General features: G+C 57.3%; 18 protein-coding genes. 10 read left to right on the forward strand and 8 right to left on the reverse strand.

The window, feature by feature from the left end:
• Window positions 1–76: 76 nt before the first annotated feature.
• Together bamC and dapA are read right to left on the reverse strand one after the other, a co-directional pair.
• Window positions 77–1,111: an outer membrane protein assembly factor BamC gene (gene bamC, locus OWK27_RS06280; RefSeq protein WP_148420710.1), complete on the reverse strand. Its 1,035-nt coding sequence runs from the start codon at window positions 1,109–1,111 to the stop codon at window positions 77–79.
• 16 nt (window positions 1,112–1,127) lie between these two features.
• Window positions 1,128–2,006, reverse strand: a complete 879-nt coding sequence (gene dapA, locus OWK27_RS06285; protein ID WP_193356040.1) for a 4-hydroxy-tetrahydrodipicolinate synthase — start codon at window positions 2,004–2,006, stop codon at window positions 1,128–1,130.
• Between the two features lie 145 nt (window positions 2,007–2,151).
• On the opposite strand from dapA, the gene OWK27_RS06290 reads away from it, so the two are divergent.
• Window positions 2,152–2,721, forward strand: a complete 570-nt coding sequence (locus tag OWK27_RS06290; protein WP_148420708.1) for a glycine cleavage system transcriptional repressor — start codon at window positions 2,152–2,154, stop codon at window positions 2,719–2,721.
• Window positions 2,721–3,191 (forward strand): thioredoxin-dependent thiol peroxidase, encoded by a 471-nt coding sequence (bcp, locus tag OWK27_RS06295; RefSeq protein WP_148420707.1) that lies wholly within the window; start codon window positions 2,721–2,723, stop codon window positions 3,189–3,191. The genes OWK27_RS06290 and bcp overlap by 1 nt, the downstream gene beginning before the upstream one ends.
• A gap of 86 nt (window positions 3,192–3,277) precedes the next feature.
• Here the strand turns inward: bcp and OWK27_RS06300 are convergent, their stop codons facing one another.
• Window positions 3,278–4,342, reverse strand: coding sequence for an AI-2E family transporter (locus OWK27_RS06300; RefSeq protein WP_148420706.1), 1,065 nt, complete (start codon window positions 4,340–4,342; stop codon window positions 3,278–3,280).
• A 219-nt stretch (window positions 4,343–4,561) separates the two neighbouring features.
• On the opposite strand from OWK27_RS06300, the gene bepA reads away from it, so the two are divergent.
• Complete coding sequence (bepA, locus tag OWK27_RS06305) at window positions 4,562–6,025, forward strand: beta-barrel assembly-enhancing protease (RefSeq protein WP_267590039.1); 1,464 nt, start codon at window positions 4,562–4,564, stop codon at window positions 6,023–6,025.
• Window positions 6,026–6,039: 14 nt separating this feature from the next.
• Complete coding sequence (arsC, locus tag OWK27_RS06310; protein WP_176609782.1) at window positions 6,040–6,396, forward strand: arsenate reductase (glutaredoxin); 357 nt, start codon at window positions 6,040–6,042, stop codon at window positions 6,394–6,396.
• Here the strand turns inward: arsC and OWK27_RS06315 are convergent.
• On the reverse strand, window positions 6,393–7,217 hold the full coding sequence (locus OWK27_RS06315) for an XRE family transcriptional regulator (protein WP_267590040.1): 825 nt from the start codon (window positions 7,215–7,217) through the stop codon (window positions 6,393–6,395). The genes arsC and OWK27_RS06315 overlap by 4 nt on opposite strands.
• A gap of 147 nt (window positions 7,218–7,364) precedes the next feature.
• Here OWK27_RS06315 and celB point away from each other — a divergent pair, with 147 nt between their 5' ends.
• From celB to OWK27_RS06330, 3 genes are read left to right on the forward strand one after another with little or no spacing between them, the layout of a single operon-like run.
• Window positions 7,365–8,684, forward strand: a complete 1,320-nt coding sequence (celB, locus tag OWK27_RS06320) for a PTS cellobiose transporter subunit IIC (protein WP_148420702.1) — start codon at window positions 7,365–7,367, stop codon at window positions 8,682–8,684.
• Between the two features lie 3 nt (window positions 8,685–8,687).
• The gene (locus OWK27_RS06325) at window positions 8,688–9,644 is read left to right on the forward strand and encodes a N(4)-(beta-N-acetylglucosaminyl)-L-asparaginase (protein WP_267590041.1); all 957 of its coding nucleotides are present in this window, start codon (window positions 8,688–8,690) and stop codon (window positions 9,642–9,644) included.
• Window positions 9,644–11,086 (forward strand): leucyl aminopeptidase family protein, encoded by a 1,443-nt coding sequence (locus OWK27_RS06330; protein WP_267590085.1) that lies wholly within the window; start codon window positions 9,644–9,646, stop codon window positions 11,084–11,086. Before OWK27_RS06325 ends, OWK27_RS06330 begins: the two co-directional genes overlap by 1 nt.
• Here OWK27_RS06330 and OWK27_RS06335 read toward each other — a convergent pair.
• From OWK27_RS06335 to OWK27_RS06350, 4 genes are all read right to left on the reverse strand, one after another.
• Window positions 11,076–11,777: a DnaA inactivator Hda gene (locus OWK27_RS06335; protein WP_211482948.1), complete on the reverse strand. Its 702-nt coding sequence runs from the start codon at window positions 11,775–11,777 to the stop codon at window positions 11,076–11,078. The two genes, OWK27_RS06330 and OWK27_RS06335, sit on opposite strands and share 11 nt — an antisense overlap.
• A 96-nt stretch (window positions 11,778–11,873) precedes the next feature.
• Entirely contained in the window at window positions 11,874–13,163 is a 1,290-nt protein-coding gene (gene uraA / locus OWK27_RS06340; protein ID WP_148420700.1) for a uracil permease, read from the reverse strand.
• 85 nt (window positions 13,164–13,248) lie between these two features.
• Window positions 13,249–13,875, reverse strand: a complete 627-nt coding sequence (upp, locus tag OWK27_RS06345) for a uracil phosphoribosyltransferase (RefSeq protein WP_040074548.1) — start codon at window positions 13,873–13,875, stop codon at window positions 13,249–13,251.
• Between the two features lie 226 nt (window positions 13,876–14,101).
• Window positions 14,102–15,532, reverse strand: a complete 1,431-nt coding sequence (locus OWK27_RS06350; RefSeq protein WP_267590042.1) for a 6-phospho-beta-glucosidase — start codon at window positions 15,530–15,532, stop codon at window positions 14,102–14,104.
• Window positions 15,533–15,798: 266 nt separating this feature from the next.
• On the opposite strand from OWK27_RS06350, the gene purM reads away from it, so the two are divergent.
• The 3 genes from purM (at window position 15,799) to ppk1 (ending at window position 19,739) form a co-directional block, all read left to right on the forward strand.
• Window positions 15,799–16,836 carry a phosphoribosylformylglycinamidine cyclo-ligase gene (purM, locus tag OWK27_RS06355; protein ID WP_242171708.1) on the forward strand — a complete coding sequence of 346 codons (1,038 nt, stop codon included), beginning with the start codon at window positions 15,799–15,801 and terminating at the stop codon, window positions 16,834–16,836.
• A complete protein-coding gene (gene purN / locus OWK27_RS06360; RefSeq protein WP_242171698.1) occupies window positions 16,833–17,474 on the forward strand; it encodes a phosphoribosylglycinamide formyltransferase in 642 nt (213 codons plus the stop codon). The genes purM and purN overlap by 4 nt, the downstream gene beginning before the upstream one ends.
• A gap of 204 nt (window positions 17,475–17,678) precedes the next feature.
• Entirely contained in the window at window positions 17,679–19,739 is a 2,061-nt protein-coding gene (gene ppk1 / locus OWK27_RS06365; RefSeq protein ID WP_148420696.1) for a polyphosphate kinase 1, read from the forward strand.
• Window position 19,740: the final 1 nt, after the last annotated feature.

A 19,740-nucleotide genomic window follows, 5' to 3' on the forward strand; every position in this document is an offset into this window, starting at 1 on the left:
AAACTGGGCATATTATGCCACGCACACGTTTGCGTGGCACGAAAATAAAAAGGGCTGGATTCACCAGCCCTCGCTTTTATTTGCTGAATGCGGCCTGGAAGGCAGCGACCAGCGCGTCGTTCTGCGCCTGGGTCAGCGTGTGTCCTTTCGGATCGATAAACTGCAGGCTGCTGCGGTTATCGAGGTCGCCGACCTGGATTTTATAATCGCCGGAAGGCAGCTGCGGATCGCGCGCGCCCAGTTCCTGCCAGGCGCTCTCAGACAGCGGCTTATAGGTCGCTGTGATGCTGCCCGTTGAACGGGTGCTGTCGGTCACCTTCATGCCCACTTTTTCCAGCGTGGCTGGCAGACGCTGCCAGGTCTGGTTAAACGGCGCGCGTACCACCAGCATTGGCAGACCGGTATCATCCGCACCGCTCTGCACGTCAAACGTTGAGCCGTTACGGTTCTGCGCGGCGTTCGCGGCGTCGGTGGCATTTTTATCGAGACCCGCCGCAATCACGTTCAGCATTTCGGTGCTGTAGCGCTGCATGGCGGCCGGATCGGCAACCGGTTTACCCGCCTGCTCAAGATTCAACAGCTTAACGGTAACCGCCTGCTGATAACCCTGCGGCTTAACGGAGACTTGATAACGACCGCGATACTGCTGATCTTCATCGAGACGGTTCCACTCAATCCAGTCGGTGGTTAACGTCTGGCTGGCGTCGTCGCGTTTATCAATCGCGTAATTTTTCGACTGGATCACGCTCACCACCTGCGGCCACAGCGTGGTGCCGCGTGCGCTTTCCACCAGCAGAGAGGCGGTGTCACCCGTAAACTGGGTGCGCGCACCGCTCACCAGCGCCAGAGGCTGAGCTGGCGGACGAATATCAAGCGCTTTCCCTACCAGACCGCTGCCGTTAGTGACCGGAATATTGTAATCACCGTTCTGAATCGGCAGGATCATGCCGGCAGGCGCGTGAAGTTCAGCAAGCGGCGGCGAATCCAGATAGGATTCATCACCGCTCACCTGGCGCTTGTAGCGCGAGTCTGAACTACAGGCAGCGAGGAGCATAACAAGCGAAACACCCGCAACCTTCGCCAGGCGCGACTTCTGTACTGAATAAGCCATCAAATCTCCCTAAACTTTACAGCAAACCGGCATGCTTCAGCGCGCCAGCGACGATTTCACGACCGTGGTCGGTAATCGGTGTCATTGGCAGACGCAGCGTGTCGGTTGCTACAAGCCCCAACTCCTTACATGCCCATTTCACTGGGATCGGATTGGGTTCGACAAATAATTTATTGTGCAACGGCATCAGACGCTGATTAATCACGCGAGCTTCATCAAAGTGACCGGCTGCGGCCAGCTTGCACATGTCAGCCATATCGCGCGCCGCAACGTTCGCCGTCACGGAAATCACGCCGTTACCACCGAGCTGCATAAAGTCCAGCGCGGACGCATCATCACCGCTCAACAGGATAAAGTCGTCTGAAACCAGCTCTTTGATCTGATGAACGCGGCTTAAGTTCCCTGTCGCCTCTTTAATCCCGATAATATTTTTTACTTTCGAGAGACGGCCAACGGTTTCCGGCAGCATATCGCAACCGGTACGGGACGGCACATTATACAGAATTTGTGGCAGGTCAGTATGTTCTGCGATGGCTTTGAAATGCTGGAACAACCCTTCCTGCGTAGGACGGTTGTAGTAAGGCGTGACCGTCAGACAGCCAACAATGCCGCTGTCGTTAAAACGTTGAGTCAGGCTAATCGCCTCAGCCGTTGCGTTTGCGCCGGTACCCGCGATGACCGGAATACGTCCGTCAGCCAGCTCCAGGGTCAGCATCACAACGTCGCCGTGCTCGTCGTGGCTCAGCGTTGCGGATTCACCGGTAGTCCCTACCGAAACGATCGCCGAGGTTCCATTGGCGACATGATAATCAATCAGCTTCTTCATGCTTGACCGGCAGACATTACCTTTTTCATCCATCGGTGTAACAAGCGCGACAATACTTCCCGTGAACATGGGCCATCCTCTGTGCGAACAAGAGTCTCAATGTTACGTTTGGAACTGTAATAAAAGCAAGCGACCTGAGGCGCTCGGGCGGTTGTATGCATGTTTTTTTTATGCTTTCCTTAGGAAGACTTAACCACGCAAAGGAAGAACAGGTTTGACAACCTCATCACAACATTACCTGGTTATCACTGCGCTGGGTGCTGACAGGCCGGGTATCGTGAACACCATCACTCGTCACGTGAGCAGCTGCGGCTGCAATATCGAAGACAGCCGTCTGGCTATGCTTGGCGAAGAGTTCACGTTCATTATGCTGCTTTCCGGGACATGGAATGCCATTACCCTTATCGAATCTACCCTGCCGCTGAAAGGCGCAGAGCTGGATTTACTGATTGTGATGAAGCGCACCACCGCGCGCCCGCGTCCGGCTCTGCCTGCTACGGTCTGGGTGCAGGTTGAAGTGCCTGATTCACCCCATCTGATTGAACGTTTTACGGCGCTGTTTGACAGCCATCAGATGAACATTGCCGAACTGGTTTCCCGCACGCAGCCGGGTGATGAAAACGCAATCCCGACGCTGTTTATTCAAATTACCGCGCACAGCCCTGCCTCGCAGGATGCGTCAAATATCGAGCAGGCGTTCAAAGCCCTCTGTACAGAATTACACGCGCAGGGCAGTATAAGCGTCGTCAATTATTCGCAGCACGAACAGGATGGAGTTGAGTAATGAACCCACTGAAAGCCGGTGATCTCGCACCGAAATTTAGCTTGCCGGATCAAGACGGTGAGCAAGTAAATTTGACCGACTTCCAGGGACAGCGTGTTCTGGTCTATTTCTACCCGAAAGCCATGACCCCGGGCTGTACCGTACAGGCCTGCGGATTACGCGACAACATGGATGAGTTGAAAAAAGCCGGTGTAGAAGTGCTGGGCATCAGCACCGATAAGCCAGAGAAGCTGTCACGCTTTGCGGAAAAAGAGCTGCTGAACTTCACGCTGCTTTCCGATGAAGACCACCAGGTCTGCGAGCAGTTTGGCGTCTGGGGCGAGAAGTCCTTTATGGGCAAAACCTACGACGGTATTCACCGCATCAGCTTCCTGATTGACGCTGACGGTAAAGTTGAACACGTGTTTGATGATTTCAAAACCAGCAATCACCACGACGTGGTGTTGAACTGGATCAAACAAAGCGCCTGATAAACAGCAAAACGGCAACCCTGGTTGCCGTTTTTTGCGTTTGCCCCCTCCCCCCCGCGAGAGAGGGGCATCAGGCTGCACTAAGCCTACTTCTCTTCCACCGCCGGCACATCCGGCCACGCGTGAACTACCGCCTTGATAAGCGTCGCCAGCGGAATAGCGAAAAACACGCCCCAGAAGCCCCACAGCCCGCCGAAAATGACCACCGATAAGATAATCACCAGCGGATGCAGGTTCACCGCCTCGGAGAACAGCACCGGCACCAGCAGGTTACCGTCCAGCCCCTGAATAATCAGGTATACGGCGAAACAGCTCCAGAATTCCGTGCCCAGGCCAAACTGGAACAGCGCAACGCCCACCACCGGAATGGTCACCACAAACGCGCCGATGTACGGGATCAGAACCGAAAATCCGACCAGCACCGCCAGCAGCAGCGAGTAATTCAGGCCGAAGATCAGGAAGCCAATCCAGGTCGCTACGCCCACCACTATCATCTCCAGCACTTTGCCGCGAATGTAGTTGGTGATCTGCTGGTTCATCTCCTGCCAGACCTGCCCTGCCAGGCCACGATTGCGCGGCAGCACCCGGCGCACCGCGTTCAGCATCTGCTCTTTATCCTTCACCAGGAAGAAGACCATTAACGGCACGAGGACCAGATAAACGGCCAGGGTCAGCAGCCCCACCAGCGAGGCCAGAGAGTATTTCACCACCGAGTCGCCCATGGTCATGATGCGGGCGCGCATATTTTCGGCCATCGCGTCGATGATCCCGGCGTCCATCAGCGCAGGGTAGCGGCGCGGCAGCGTGGCGGCAAAGTCAGACAGCTTATTCAGCATGCCGGGCATGTCGCGGATCAGGTAAATCCCCTGCTGCCAGGCGATAGGCATAACCACGAAGGACATTAACAGCAGAATACCGACAAACAGCACCAGCACGATGCTGGTGGCCCAGCGGCGGGAACAGCCGATATGTTCCAGACGCGCCGTTGGCCACTCCAGCAGATACGCCAGGACAAGCGACACCAGCAGCGGAGCCAGCAGGCCACTAAAGAAGAAAAGGATACCGAACCCGGCAACCAGAATGACCAGCAAAGCAATGGCTTCCGGGTCACTGAACCGACGCCGGTACCACTGCATTAACATTTCGAGCATACAACCCTTCCCTGAATCGAATAGCGGGAGTGAGGGACGAATTGTATCTAACTGTCACAAAAAAGACTTTCCTTTTTGTATCACTGTCAGGTTTCGCAAAACCCTGATGAATGGGATTTTCTTCATCTCCTAACACGGCTACACTCGCAGAGCAGCGGAGATGAACGTTATGCGGGTTCATCGGTCAAATTAGCACATCCAAAATACAGGACAGTGGTTATGTTCAGGCAGTTGAGAAAAACACTGGTTGCGACACTGATTGCCGCAGTGACGGTGGGTCAGGTGTTGCCCGCTTTCGCTGACTCGTCCGATTCATTGCCGGACATGGGCACCACGGCAGGAAGCACGCTCTCCATCGGGCAGGAGATGCAGATGGGGGATTATTACGTACGCCAGCTGCGCGGCAGTGCTCCGCTGATCAACGATCCTTTGCTGGTGCAGTACATCAACGGTCTGGGGATGCGTCTGGTGGCGCACGCGGATTCGGTAAAAACCCCCTTCCACTTCTTTTTAATCAATAACGACGAGATCAACGCCTTCGCCTTCTTTGGCGGAAACGTGGTGCTGCATTCGGCGTTATTCCGCTATTCCGATAACGAAAGCCAGCTGGCGTCGGTCATGGCGCACGAAATTTCACACGTCACCCAGCGCCACCTGGCGCGTGCGATGGAAGACCAGAAGCGTAACGCCCCGCTGACCTGGGTTGGCGCGCTGGGCTCCATTCTGCTGGCCATGGCCAGCCCGCAGGCCGGGATGGCGGCGCTGACCGGGACGCTGGCGGGTACGCGTCAGGGGATGATCAGCTTTACCCAACAGAACGAGCAGGAGGCAGACCGCATCGGCATTCAGGTATTGCAGCGTTCGGGCTTTGATCCGCAGGCCATGCCGAGCTTCCTGGAAAAGCTGCTCGATCAGGCGCGCTACTCGTCGCGTCCTCCGGAAATTCTGCTGACCCACCCGCTGCCGGAAAGCCGACTTTCGGATGCGCGTAACCGCGCCAACCAGATGCGTCCGGTAGTCGTGCAGTCATCGCAGGACTTCTACATGGCAAAAGTGAGAACGCTCGGCATGTACAACTCCGGGCGTAACCAGCTCACCAGCGATCTGCTGGATACGCTGGCAAAAGGCAACGTCCGCGAGAAAAACGCGGCGCAATACGGTCAGGCGCTCCAGGCGATGGAGGCCAGCAAATACGATGAAGCGCGTAAAGCGCTACAGCCGCTGCTGGCGTCGGAGCCAAATAACCCGTGGTACCTCGACCTCGCCACCGATATCGATCTGGGGCAGAAAAAAGCAAACGATGCGATTAATCGCCTGAAAGGGGCGAAAGACATTCGCAATAACCCGGTACTGCAGCTTAACCTGGCGAACGCGTACCTGCAGGGCGGCAAGCCCGGCGAGGCGGTGACCATTCTGAACCGCTACACCTTTAACAATAAAGATGACCAGAACGGCTGGGAGCTGCTCGCCCAGGCGCAGGGGCAACTGGGTAACCGCGATCAGGAGCTGGCCGCGCGTGCGGAAGGCCTGGCGCTGGCGGGACGGCTCGATCAGGCCATCTCTCTGTTAAGCAGCGCCAGTTCGCAGGTGAAGCTCGGCAGCCTGCAGCAGGCCCGCTACGATGCGCGAATCGACCAGCTGCGCGCACTTCAGCTGCGCTTTAAGCCGTACGAGAAGATGTAATTAAAGGAGAAGTCATGACAGACGCGGTAAAAATTTACCATAACCCTCGCTGCTCCAAGAGCCGCGATACCCTCAGCCTGCTGAAGTCTAACGGCGTCGACCCCGAGGTGGTGCTGTATCTGGAGACGCCGCCGGACGCGCAGACGATCCGCCAGCTGCTTAAGATGCTTGATATGGGCAGCGCGCGCGAGCTGATGCGTCAGAAAGAGGATCTGTACAGGACGCTCAACCTGAACGACCCGCATCTCACCGAAGATCGGCTCATCCAGGCCATGGTCGAGAATCCAAAGCTGATTGAGCGCCCGATTGTGGTTGCGAACGGCAAGGCGCGTATCGGCAGGCCGCCGGAAGACGTGCTCGAAATCGTCTAATCGTTACGCCGCAGCGCTTCCAGAAACGCCTGCGGCGTACTCTCTCCCAGTTTTTTCTGCGCTTTTCCCCGGTTATAAAACTCGCACAGCTGGATCAGCAGCTCCGCCGCGGGTTCACTATTCACGCGCGGAATGATTTCGCGTAGCGGCACAGCGACCTGAACGGCGAGATTGTACCGTGAATGCACTCTTACGGTGACGCTACGCTCCGGCAGCTTCACTTCCAGCCCAAAAGTCTCAACACAATGAATATCAGCCGGACAGGCAGCCAGCGCCGCGTTTACCCAGTGGGTTAGCAGCTGCGGGGAAACGCCCGCATAAAGCCGGGCATAGCACCAGCCGCTGACGGGTTCACGCGCCCAGAGCAGATGTTGCTCCCCGCCGTCGTCCATATGCAGCGACAGCGGCTGGTGCCACAGCAGCAGCTTTTGCGGCACGATGCCTGCCTTCAGCGCCTTTTTACCCTGCAGCGACGCGCCCTTTTGCCTGGCAGAGGCCGGTTTGAGGTAGCGATTCAGGGTGGCGCGGGAAACGGCGATCCCGAGCCCGTCATTGACCATCATCAGCAGTTCATCCAGCGGTGCGCCGGTAATATCCCGCAGGGCGTTTACCAGCGAAACCTGCTCCTGTCTCAGCGCCTTGTGTATCACCTTTGGCGTGGTGTGGTTGTCCGAAACCTGCTCGCGGTTGCGCCAGCGCCTGACGGTCGTGACTGAAATACCCAGCTCGACGGCCAGCTCTCTGTCGCTTTTATCCGAGCTTTGCAGATAGCGGCGGATGCGCGGCGTGGTGGTGGCATTGGCGTGCAGCTTAATTTCCATCGCGAAGATCTCCGAAACCAACCTTGTGAGATTTATAGTGCACCAGCGAATGCTTTGTGACCGATTTCACCTTTCGCTCGCCGCGCTTCACTGATAATCCACAGACATAACATAAACAGCACCTCTCAATCTTGTACGGAGTTCACAATGAACAATGTTCTGGGATTTCTTGAAGCAAAACTGATGCCGCTGGCGGCGAAGACCGCCCAGCAGCGTCATCTCGGGGCCATTCGCGGCGCCTACGTTTCATTCATGCCGTTTATCATCGTCGGCTCCATTCTGCTGGTGATCTCCTCATTCCCGAACCAGGCCTACCAGCAGTTTATGTCTCAGGCCTTTGGTGAGAGCTGGAGTGCAATTATTGAGATCCCGTTCAACGCGGTGTTCTCGACCATGTCGCTGTTTATCAGCTTTCTGGTCGCCTACCGCCTGGCGGAACATTATGGCGAAGACCGCATCTCATGCGGCATCCTCGCGCTTGTCGCATTTTTGATCCTGACGCCCTTCATCAGGGTGGCGGAAAACGGCGGTATTACCGTCATGCCGGTAGAGTGGATTGGCAGTAAGGGGCTGTTCGTGGCGATGATCGGCTCCCTGCTGTGGACGGAACTGTTCTGCTGGCTGAAGCGCAAAAAGCTGGTTATTAAGATGCCGGACGGGGTACCTCCGGCGGTGCAGGAGTCCTTCGCGGCGCTGATCCCGGCCCTGCTGGTGATGATTCTGGTGCTGGCGATCCGCATCCTGTTTGAAAATACCCACTACAACACCATCCACCAGTTTATTTATGACGTGGTTGCAACGCCGGTACGTCACTATGGCACCTCCTATTTTGGCGCGCTGATGACGGTCTTCAGCATCACCATTCTGTGGTCGGTGGGCATTAACTCCGGCTCGATGATCAACGGCATTATTCGCCCGCTGTGGATGGAGAACCAGACCGATAACATTGCCGCGATTCAGGCGGGAACGACGCCGCCGCACATTATCACGGAGCAGTTCTTCGACATGATCTGGATGGGGGGCGCCGGGGCCACGCTGTCGCTGGTGATCGCGATGCTGATTTTTGCCCGCAGTAAAAACATGCGCGAAGTGGCCCGCCTCGGCGCAGGAGCATCGGTGTTTAACATCAACGAACCGATACTGTTCGGCCTGCCGGTGATCATGAACCCCATCATGCTCATTCCGTTCAACCTGGTGCCGCTGGTGCTGGTCACCGTGCAGTACGCGGCGATGAAAATCGGCGCGGTTGCCGTCACCACCGGGGTATTTATTCCCTGGACGCTGCCGCCGGTCATCAGCGGATTTATCGTCACCGGGCACCTGAGCGGCAGCGTGATGCAGCTGATCAACCTGCTGATTGGCGCCATGCTGTACCTGCCCTTCATGCGTATCGTGGATAAACAGTACCGCGCCGCGGAGCTGTCCACGGTGGCGCAAACCGACACCACCCTTGCAAAACAGGAGTAAAGCATGTGGGGAATTATCGCAACCTGGCGAATGGCGCTTGAAGGGGTAACGGAGTCTGCTTCTGCCCTGGCGGCGGGAAAACCGGCCGCTGCGTCGGTGGTTGACGCCGTCGCCGCCGTGGAGGACTTCCCGCTGTATAAATCCGTCGGCTACGGCGGGCTGCCCACCGAGAACGGCGAGGTGGAGCTGGATGCGGCGTACATGGACGGCGACACGCTGGCGTTCGGCGCCGTAGGGAATCTGGTGGATATTGCCAACCCGGTGCGCGTGGCCCATGCGCTCAGCCGCCAGCGCTACAACAGCCTGCTGGTTGGCCAGGGCGCGCGCGAATGGGCGCTGAGCCAGGGCTTTAGCGACAAAACCATGCTCACCGACCGCGCCATGCAGCACTACCGCAAGCGCTGCCGGGAGACGCTGGACAAAGGCCTGAGCCCGTACGACGGGCACGACACCGTCGGCATTATCGGTCTGGATATGCAGGGCTCCATGAGCGTAGCGACCTCCACCAGCGGCCTGTTTATGAAAAAACGCGGTCGCCTCGGCGACTCGCCGATCGTCGGCTCCGGCTTTTACTGCGACAGCGAAACCGGCGCGGCGACCGCGACGGGCGTCGGTGAAGATCTGATGAAAGGCTGCACCAGCTATGAAATCGTGCGCCGGATGGCGCAGGGCATGACGCCGCAGCAGGCGGCGGATTCGGTGGTGTTCGAACTGGAGGACAAGCTGATGTCGCGCTTTGGCCGGGTTGGCGATCTCTCCGTGGTGTGCATGAATAACCGGGGCGAATTCGGTGCCGCGACGAACATCAAAACCTTTTCGTTTGTGGTCGCAACGGCCCACCAGCCTCTTACGGTTTTTCGTACCGAGCGCCTGCGGGAGAAAACCCACTATCACGCCGTGGACGAGGCGTGGATGCAGGCCTATGCCGCACGCATCCGCGCGCCCATTGAGGAGTCATGATGATCGCTTATCAGTTTATCACCGCGCTTGCAGACGCAGCGCCGCAGGGCCACCTGATTGCGCCCGCTTCCAGCGCCCATTTACCGGACAGCGCGCTTCTCGCTGAAATGCGCCAGCAGCACAGCATTGCGGACGCGCGCTTTGGCTGCGCGCCCTTTGCCCGCATCACCCTGCTGCCGGACGCGCTCTGGCATGACGCCCTGACCGAAGGGTTACTCACCGCGCTGCGGCCGCTGGTTGCCGCGCCGGCCAGCGCCGACATCGTGCTGGACGTAACGGATATTGATGAGGTGGTGCTGGCGCAGGTGCTGCGCTTTCTCTTTAATCAGGCGCACAGGCTTAGCGACCTGGGGCTGAAGCAAACGGACCCTTCGGCAGCGCGCATTACGCGCATCACCGCCCTCTGCGTGCCGGAGCAGCAGGCGAGGCTTGAGACGTTCTTCCGCCAGCAGCAGGCCATCGCCCGCGGCATGGTCGCGGCGCGGCGTCTGGCGGATACCCCGTCCGACCGCTGCACGCCGCAGCATATGGTAGAGGAAGCGCAAAAACGCTGCGCCGCCTTCCCTGCCCTGCGCTGCGAGGTGCTGAACGAAAAGGATATCGTTGAGCAGGGCCTTGGGCTGCTGCACGCCGTTGGCAAAGGGGCGACCTGCCCGCCGCGTCTGCTTGCTATTCATTATGATGGTGCGAACGACGGCCCGGTGCGTTGCTATGTGGGAAAAGGCATTACCTTTGATACCGGCGGCCTGTGGCTGAAGGAAGGCGCAGGCATGTACACCATGAAATATGACATGTGCGGCGCGGCAAACGTGCTTGGGTTAATGCTGAGCGTTGCTGAACTGGGCCTGCCGGTCCGCATCATGGGGGTGCTGGCGCTGGCAGAAAACGCCATCGGCCCGGACGCCATGCAGCCCGGCACGGTGGCGACGGCCTGCAACGGCACCACCGTTGAAATCAACAATACCGATGCCGAAGGCAGGCTGGTGCTGGCGGACGCCATTGCCTGGGCCAGCCGGAAGCACCCACAGGCGCGCTATATCATTGATATGGCAACCTTAACGGGCGCGGTCGTGAAGGCGCTGGGGTATGAGCTGAGCGGGCTGATGACGCAGGACGAGCCGCTGCGCGAGGCGCTGACGCAGGCGGGAAAACGAAGCGGTGACGAGGTATGGTCGCTGCCGCTGGATGCGCGGCTGAAAAAGCAGACCGACAGCGCCATTGCCGACCTGTGCAATACGCCCCCCAACAATGCGGCAATCAGCGCCTCGGCGGCGTGGCTGCTGCACCATTTCTGTCCGCCGACGATCCCGTGGGCGCATCTGGACATCAGCGGAACGGCGCTGTGGCGTGAGAACGGACGAAGCGTGGCGTCGGGAAGGCCGATTCCGCTACTGGTGGAGCACCTGATGGAAGAGCTCAGGCCCGGCGCAGCTAGAGCTTGAGAATATCTTTCACAAAAGGAATAGTCAGCTTGCGCTGGGCGGTAATGGAGGCGCGATCGAGCTGATCGAGCGTATCGAACAGCGTGCGCATTTCGCGATCCAGCCGCTTCAGCAGGAAACGCCCTACGTCTTCCGGCAGCTCGAAGCCGCGCAGCCTTGCGCGCAGCTGAAGCGCCTGAAGCTTGTCTTCATCCGACAGCGGCTGGAGCTTGTAGATTTGCCCCCAGTCAAGGCGAGACGCCAGATCCGGCAGCCCAAGATTAAGCTGGCGCGGAGGGCGATCCCCGGTGATCAGCAGCCGGGTTTTGCCCGACTCCAGAATACGGTTGTAGAGGTTAAAGATCGCCATTTCCCACGGCTCGTCCCCCGCCACGCATTCGATATTATCGATGCAGACCAGGGAGAGATGCTCCATGCCCTCGAGCACCTCAGGCACAAACCAGGTACGTTTATCCAGCGGCACGTAGCCTACCGCGTCACCGCGCGCGGAGAGTTCAGCACAGGCCGCATGCAGCAGATGGCTGCGCCCCGCGCCCTCGCGTGACCAGATATAGATGTATCCGCTGTGTTCCTGGCGCAGCACGTTTTGCAGTGCAGCCAGTAAAGAGGGGTTATCACCCGGCCAGAAACTTGCAAAAGTTTCGTCGTCAGGGAGATAAAGTGGCAGAGAGAGCTGTGCCGGTCCGTTCAGAAATACCTCAACCAGAGATCTTACATAAAATCGGAATGGAGTTTAACACGGAACCTGCAAGGAGAGAACCGGGCGATCCGTCGCCCGGCTTTACGATCAGCGTGGCGCTTTTTCGCTTTCGTCAGCGTCCAGCACCACCTCTTCCGGGCGGATCACCGAGATCAGCTTGAAAATCAGGCTCAGGCCGACGCCCACGATGGTCGCCAGCGCCATGCCCTTCAGCTCGGCCGCGCCGATGTGCACCTTGGCGCCGCTCACGCCGATAATCAGGATAACGGAGGTCAGGATCAGGTTTTGCGCCTTGCTGTAATCCACTTTGGATTCAATCAGCACGCGAATACCGGAGGCACCGATCACCCCGTACAGCAGAAGAGACACGCCGCCCATCACCGGGACGGGGATGATCTGGATCGCCGCCGCCAGCTTGCCGACGCAGGAGAGCAGAATGGCGATGATCGCCGCGCCGCCGATAACCCAGGTGCTGTAAACGCGGGTAATTGCCATCACGCCGATGTTCTCACCGTACGTGGTGTTTGGCGTGGAGCCGAAGAAACCGGAGATAATGGTGGAAAAACCGTTCGCAAACATGGAGCGGTGCAGGCCCGGGTCGCGGATCAGATCGCGCTTAACGATGTTCGCGGTCACCACCAGGTGGCCGACGTGCTCGGCAATCACCACCAGCGCGGCAGGCAGAATGGTGAAGATAGCAAACCATTCGAAGCGCGGGGTATAGAAGGTTGGCAGCGCGAACCAGTGCGCCTCGGCAATGGGGGTGGTATCCACAACGCCCATTACGAAGGAGAGCGCATAGCCCGCCAGCACGCCGATCAGGATCGGGATAATTGCCATAAAGCCGCGGAACAGCACGGAACCAAACACCGTCACGCCGAGCGTCACCAGCGAGATGATGATGGTTTTGGTGTCAGGCGACTGACCGTCCGCCGGCAGCAGGCCGGCCATGTTCGCCGCCACGCCCGCCAGCTCCAGGCCGATGACGGCAACGATTGCGCCCATCGCCGCAGGCGGGAACATCACGTCCAGCCAGCCGGTACCCGCTTTCTTCACAATGAAGGACACCAGGCAGAACAGCACCCCACACATGATAAAGCCGCCCAGGGCGACCTCATAACCCAGCGGTAACAGCAGCAGTACCGGGGAGATAAAGGCAAAGCTCGACCCGAGATATGCCGGGATTTTGCCTTTACAGATGAAGAGGTAAAGCAGCGTTCCGATGCCGTTGAACAGCAGCACGGTAGCCGGGTTAATGTGAAACAGGATTGGCACCAGCACGGTTGCGCCAAACATGGCGAACAGGTGCTGCAAACTAAGCGGGATTGTCTGTAAAAGCGGCGGTCTTTCACTCACCCCGATAGCACGGCGCGTCATAGTGTTTTCCTCTGAGTGTCATTGTTATGGGTTTTTATTCAAAAAAAAGCCGACTATCAAAGTCGGCTTCTTTATCGTTATTCGATTATTTAGTACCAAAAATCTTATCGCCGGCATCGCCAAGCCCCGGGATGATGTACCCGTGCTCGTTCAGCCCCTGGTCGACGGACGCGGTATAGAGTTCAACGTCCGGGTGCGCTTTTTCCAGCGCCGCGATACCTTCCGGCGCCGCGACCAGTACCAGCACCTTGATGCTGCTGCATCCTGCTTTTTTCAGCAGGTCGATGGTGGCGATCATGGAACCACCGGTCGCCAGCATCGGGTCAACCACCAGCGCCATACGCTCGTCGATGTTGGAAACCAGCTTCTGGAAGTACGGGACTGGCTCAAGGGTCTCTTCGTCACGATAGATACCTACCACGCTGATACGCGCGCTTGGCACGTGCTCCAGCACGCCTTCCATCATGCCCAGACCCGCACGGAGGATCGGCACAACGGTAATTTTTTTACCTTTGATCTGCTCAACCTGTACCGGGCCGTTCCAGCCTTCGATGGTCACTTTTTCCGTTTCCAGATCGGAGGTTGCTTCGTAGGTCAGGAGGCTGCCCACTTCAGAAGCCAGTTCGCGAAAACGCTTCGTGCTGATGTCATGCTCACGCATCAGGCCCAACTTGTGTTTAACGAGTGGGTGTTTCACTTCCACAATCTTCATTCTCTTTCTCCTCTGAGGTGGCATCCGCAAAAAAATCGCGGGATTATACCGCTTTTTTCGGATTGCGCCATACCCATCTTGCTTGACGTATATCAATCAAAATGATTAACGCATAAAAAAACCGGAGACAAGGCTCCGGCTTCGGTGCGAGGTTCTGCCGGGTGGCGCTAACGCTTCTCCGGCCTGGAAACCCCGCAGGCCCGGCAAGCGCAGCGCCACCCGGCAATTATAGCTGTTCCCCGTTGCTGGCAATCACCCGCTTGTACCAGTCAAACGACTTCTTCCTGCTGCGGTTCAGCGTGCCGTTCCCTTCGTTATCTTTATCAACAAAGATAAAGCCGTAGCGTTTCTTCATTTCACCGGTGCCGGCAGAAACGAGATCGATACAGCCCCACGGGGTGTAACCCATCAGATCCACGCCATCTTCCACCACCGCTTTTTTCATCTCGCGGATGTGCGCGGAGAGATAATCAATGCGGTACTGGTCGTTCACCGTGCCGTCGCTCTCCTGCACGTCAATCGCGCCAAAGCCGTTCTCAACGATGAACAGCGGCAGCTGGTAGTGATCCCAGAACCAGTTGAGGGAGTAGCGCAGCCCAACCGGATCGATCTGCCAGCCCCAGTCGGATTTCTGCACGTACGGGTTGGAAACCAGGCTCTTGCTCTCGTCGTAATCCAGCTCCGGATTATCCGCCGTCGCTTTGGTGGCGAAGGACATGTAATAGCTGAAGCCGATGTAGTCCACGCAGCCCTGGGCCAGCGCTGCTTTATCATCTTCGGTGATGTCCAGCGCGAAGCCGCGACGTTCAAAGTAGTTCAGCAGGTGCTGCGGATATTTGCCGCGCACGTGGACGTCTGTGAACCAGTAGCGGCGATGCATGGCGTTCATCGCCATCATCATGTCGTCCGGGGCGCAGGTCAGCGGATAGATTGGACACATGGCAATCATGCAGCCGATTTGCAGCGACGGGTTGATCTCGCGCCCCGCCTTCACCGCCAGGGCGCTGGCCACCAGCTCATAGTGCGCCGCCTGGAACATGACCGGCTCGCGATCTTCACCCGGTGCGTATTTCAGCCCGGAATTGGTAAACGGCGCGAAGTCCTCGTGGAAGTTGGCCTGGTTGTTGATCTCGTTAAAGGTCATCCAGTACTTCACCTTATGCTGGTAGCGCTCAAAAACGACCGTCGCGAAGCGGACAAAGAAGTCGATAAGCTTACGGTTGCGCCAGCCGCCGTATTCCGTCACCAGGTGGAAAGGCATCTCGAAGTGGGAAAGCGTGATCACCGGTTCGATACCGTGCTTCAGGCACTCGTCGAACAGATCGTCATAGAATTTGAGGCCCGCTTCGTTCGGCTCCAGCTCGTCGCCTTTCGGGAAGATACGCGTCCAGGCGATAGAGGTGCGGAAGCATTTGAACCCCATCTCGGCAAAGAGTTTGACGTCTTCTTTATAGCGGTGGTAGAAGTCGATGGCTTCGTGGTTAGGGTAATTTTTCCCCTCCAGCACGCCGTTGGTGATTTCACGCGGCACCCCGTGGGCCCCCGCCGTCATGACGTCGGCAACGCTCACGCCCTTGCCGCCCTCTTTCCAGCCGCCTTCAAGCTGATGCGCCGCAACGGCACCACCCCACAGAAAACCTGCTTTAAATCCTGACATTCGCTTTCCCTCATTCTGCGTTATTTTCTGCAAAAACAGTTACAGAAACCGGTTTCATTTCGATGATGTGCAAAGGGGATAACGGTTGCAAGCAGTTCGCCGAAACCGGTTTCATTTTCGTGAACAGAGTCATGTTTGTCGGCCCGCACGGGCGAGAGTGAAAAAAAGATCCCCGCGCCGAGAATAGGCTCGCAAACGTTTGCCTGGACTGTTAGAATTGCGCCGATTTTTCTTACTAGCTATGCAATCGCGTGGGGATTTAAGCCGTGACCAACAAAACTTCTCTCAGCTACAAAGATGCCGGTGTTGATATTGACGCAGGTAATGCGCTGGTTGACCGAATCAAAGGTGTGGTGAAAAAAACCCGCCGCCCGGAAGTGATGGGTGGCCTGGGTGGATTCGGCGCACTGTGCGCGCTGCCGCAAAAATATCGTGAACCTGTGCTGGTCTCGGGTACGGATGGTGTGGGTACTAAACTGCGCCTGGCGATGGATCTTAAGCGTCACGACACGATCGGTATCGATCTGGTGGCAATGTGCGTCAACGACCTGGTGGTACAGGGCGCCGAGCCGCTGTTCTTCCTGGATTACTACGCGACCGGCAAACTGGACGTGGATACCGCAGCCAGCGTGATTAGCGGCATCGCCGAAGGCTGCCTGCAGTCAGGCTGTGCGCTGGTCGGCGGTGAAACCGCTGAAATGCCGGGCATGTATCACGGTGAAGATTATGACGTCGCGGGCTTCTGCGTCGGCGTGGTAGAAAAATCAGAAATTATCGACGGCAGCAAAGTGGCCGACGGCGATGTGCTGGTTGCGCTGGCCTCCAGCGGTCCGCACTCCAACGGCTATTCCCTGGTGCGTAAAATCCTCGAAGTGAGCGGCTGTGACCCGCTGACCACCGAGCTGGACGGCAAACCGCTGGCCGATCACCTGCTGGCCCCGACCCGCATCTACGTGAAAAACGTGCTGGACCTGATCGCGAACGTTGACGTTCACGCTATCGCCCACCTGACCGGCGGCGGCTTCTGGGAAAACATTCCGCGCGTGCTGCCGGACAATACCCAGGCGGTAATCGACGAATCTTCATGGCAGTGGCCGTCCGTCTTTAACTGGCTGCAAACCGCAGGCAACGTAAGCTCTCACGAAATGTACCGCACCTTTAACTGCGGCGTGGGCATGGTTATCGCCCTGCCGGCCAGCGAAGCGGATAAAGCGGTTAAGCTGCTGACTGAAAAAGGTGAAAACGCGTGGAAAATCGGTACGATTAAAGCCTCCGATTCCGAACAGCGTGTGGTCATTGAATGAAAAACATCGTGGTGCTCATTTCCGGTAACGGAAGCAATTTGCAGGCAATTATCGACGCCTGCAGGCAGAAGAAAATCAATGGCACCATTCGGGCAGTATTCAGCAACAAGGCCGATGCGTTCGGCCTTGAGCGTGCGCGGGAAGCGAATATCCCGGCGCACGCGCTGGAAGCCAGCCAGTTTGCCGGCCGCGAGGCATTTGACCGCGAGCTGATGCAGGAGATTGACGCCTACGCGCCCGACGTGGTGGTGCTGGCCGGGTACATGCGTATCCTGAGCCCGGCGTTCGTTGAACGCTACGCCGGTCGTCTGCTCAATATCCACCCTTCCCTGCTGCCAAAATATCCCGGCCTGTACACCCATCGTCAGGTTCTGGAGAACGGCGACGAGGAGCATGGCACCTCCGTGCATTTCGTCACCGACGAGCTGGACGGTGGTCCGGTTATTTTGCAGGCGAAAGTGCCGGTCTTCGAGGGCGACAGCGAAGATGACGTAACCGAACGCGTGCAGACGCAGGAACACGCCATTTACCCGCTGGTGGTAAGCTGGTTTGTCGACGGGCGTCTGGCAATGCGCGACGGTGCAGCCTGGCTGGACGGCGTTAAGCTGCCCCCGCAGGGCTATGCGGCCGAAGAGTAGTTTATCGTGTCGGGTGGTGCCGCGCTCACCCGACCTGCACGCGGCATTACCCGATATCCCCTTCTCCAACCCTCTAAAATCCCCAACAAAAAAAATAACTGTCATACTTTTCTGGCACTGTTGGACATATCGTGGAAATGCTCGCCATAATAAGGACGAGACGGATTTACCACGTCCTGTGATTGAACTGGAGTGTGAGCTGTAATGGGTCAGGAAAAGTTATATATCGAGAAAGAGCTAAGCTGGTTAGCATTCAACGAACGTGTACTTCAGGAAGCGGCCGATAAAAGCAACCCGCTGATTGAGCGTATGCGCTTTTTAGGCATCTATTCCAACAATCTGGATGAATTCTATAAGGTTCGTTTTGCTGAACTGAAGCGCAGAATCATCATCAGCGAAGAACAGGGCTTAAACTCGCATTCGCGCCACCTGCTGGGCAAAATCCAGTCTCGCGTAATGAAAGCCGATCAGGAATTTGATGGCCTCTATAACGAGCTGCTGCTGGAAATGGCGCGTAACCAAATCTTCCTGATTAACGAACGCCAGCTTTCCGCGAACCAGCAAAACTGGCTGCGCCACTATTTCAAACATTATCTGCGCCAGCACATCACCCCGATTCTGATCAACCGTGAAACCGATCTGGTGCAGTTCCTGAAGGATGATTACACCTATCTGGCCGTGGAAATCATTCGCGGTGAGAATATTAGCTACGCGCTGCTGGAGATACCGTCTGATAAAGTCCCGCGCTTTGTGAACCTGCCGCCGGAAACCCCGCGCAGACGCAAGCCGATGATTTTGCTTGATAACATCCTGCGCTACTGCCTGGACGATATCTTCAAAGGCTTCTTCGATTACGACGCGCTAAACGCCTACTCGATGAAGATGACCCGCGACGCCGAGTACGATCTGGTTCATGAGATGGAAGCCAGCCTGATGGAGCTGATGTCCTCCAGCCTTAAGCAGCGCCTCACGGCAGAGCCGGTGCGCTTTGTCTATCAGCGCGATATGCCGGATGCGATGGTCGAAATGCTGCGCGACAAGCTGACCATCTCCCGCTACGACTCCATTATTCCCGGCGGGCGTTACCACAACTTTAAAGATTTCATCGGCTTCCCGAACGTCGGCAAAGCCAATCTGGTAAACAAACCGCTGCCGCGGCTGCGCCATATCTGGTTCGATAAGTTCCGCAACGGGTTCGACGCCATCCGCGAGCGCGATGTGCTGCTCTACTATCCGTACCACACCTTTGAACACGTGCTGGAACTGCTGCGGCAGGCGTCGTTCGACCCGAACGTGCTGGCGATTAAAATCAACATCTATCGCGTGGCGAAAGATTCCCGCATCATCGACGCGATGATCCACGCGGCGCACAACGGCAAAAAAGTCACCGTTGTGGTTGAACTCCAGGCGCGTTTCGACGAAGAAGCCAACATCCACTGGGCGCGCCGCCTGACGGAAGCGGGTGTGCACGTCATCTTCTCCGCGCCGGGGCTGAAAATTCACGCCAAGCTGTTCCTGATCTCCCGTAAAGAGGGCGACGACGTGGTGCGTTACGCCCATATCGGTACCGGTAACTTTAACGAGAAAACGGCGCGTATTTACACCGACTACTCGCTGCTGACTGCCGATGCGCGCATCACCAACGAAGTGCGTCGGGTGTTCAACTTCATTGAGAACCCGTACCGCCCGGTTAGCTTCGACTATCTGCTGGTTTCACCGCAGAACTCGCGCCGCCTGCTGTACGATATGATCGACAAAGAGATCGCCAATGCGCAGAACGGCCTGTCGTCCGGCATTACGCTGAAGCTCAATAACCTGGTGGACAAAGGCCTGGTGGACCGCCTGTACGCGGCCTCCAGCTCCGGCGTTCCGGTAAACCTGCTTATTCGCGGCATGTGTTCACTCATTCCGGAACTGGAAGGGATCAGCGATAATATTCGCGTGATCAGCATTGTGGATCGCTATCTTGAACACGATCGCGTCTATATTTTTGATAACGCCGGCGATAAGCGCGTTTACCTCTCATCCGCCGACTGGATGACGCGTAATATTGATTACCGTATTGAAGTGGCGGCGCCGCTGCTGGACCCACGCCTGAAGCAGCGGATCCTCGACATTATCGAGATCCTGTTCAGCGATACGGTGAAAGCACGCTATATCGACAAAGAACTCAGTAACCGCTATGTACCGCGCGGCAATCGCCGTAAAGTGCGGTCGCAACTGGCGATTTACGATTATATCAAATCACTTGAGCAACCCGATTAAC

This window comes from Enterobacter cloacae complex sp. 2022EL-00788, assembly GCF_026627565.1.
Lineage (GTDB): Bacteria > Pseudomonadota > Gammaproteobacteria > Enterobacterales > Enterobacteriaceae > Enterobacter > Enterobacter pasteurii.

Excerpts from the sequence above, each read along its gene's own strand:
- bamC (WP_148420710.1), bottom strand. The coding sequence starts at position 1,111 with ATGGCTTATTCAGTACAGAAGTCGCGCCTGGCGAAGGTTGCGGGTGTT.
- dapA (WP_193356040.1), bottom strand. The coding sequence starts at position 2,006 with ATGTTCACGGGAAGTATTGTCGCGCTTGTTACACCGATGGATGAAAAA.
- bcp (WP_148420707.1), top strand. The coding sequence starts at position 2,721 with ATGAACCCACTGAAAGCCGGTGATCTCGCACCGAAATTTAGCTTGCCG.
- OWK27_RS06300 (WP_148420706.1), bottom strand. The coding sequence starts at position 4,342 with ATGCTCGAAATGTTAATGCAGTGGTACCGGCGTCGGTTCAGTGACCCG.
- bepA (WP_267590039.1), top strand. The coding sequence starts at position 4,562 with ATGTTCAGGCAGTTGAGAAAAACACTGGTTGCGACACTGATTGCCGCA.
- arsC (WP_176609782.1), top strand. The coding sequence starts at position 6,040 with ATGACAGACGCGGTAAAAATTTACCATAACCCTCGCTGCTCCAAGAGC.
- OWK27_RS06315 (WP_267590040.1), bottom strand. The coding sequence starts at position 7,217 with ATGGAAATTAAGCTGCACGCCAATGCCACCACCACGCCGCGCATCCGC.
- celB (WP_148420702.1), top strand. The coding sequence starts at position 7,365 with ATGAACAATGTTCTGGGATTTCTTGAAGCAAAACTGATGCCGCTGGCG.
- OWK27_RS06325 (WP_267590041.1), top strand. The coding sequence starts at position 8,688 with ATGTGGGGAATTATCGCAACCTGGCGAATGGCGCTTGAAGGGGTAACG.
- OWK27_RS06330 (WP_267590085.1), top strand. The coding sequence starts at position 9,644 with ATGATCGCTTATCAGTTTATCACCGCGCTTGCAGACGCAGCGCCGCAG.
- uraA (WP_148420700.1), bottom strand. The coding sequence starts at position 13,163 with ATGACGCGCCGTGCTATCGGGGTGAGTGAAAGACCGCCGCTTTTACAG.
- upp (WP_040074548.1), bottom strand. The coding sequence starts at position 13,875 with ATGAAGATTGTGGAAGTGAAACACCCACTCGTTAAACACAAGTTGGGC.
- OWK27_RS06350 (WP_267590042.1), bottom strand. The coding sequence starts at position 15,532 with ATGTCAGGATTTAAAGCAGGTTTTCTGTGGGGTGGTGCCGTTGCGGCG.
- purN (WP_242171698.1), top strand. The coding sequence starts at position 16,833 with ATGAAAAACATCGTGGTGCTCATTTCCGGTAACGGAAGCAATTTGCAG.
- ppk1 (WP_148420696.1), top strand. The coding sequence starts at position 17,679 with ATGGGTCAGGAAAAGTTATATATCGAGAAAGAGCTAAGCTGGTTAGCA.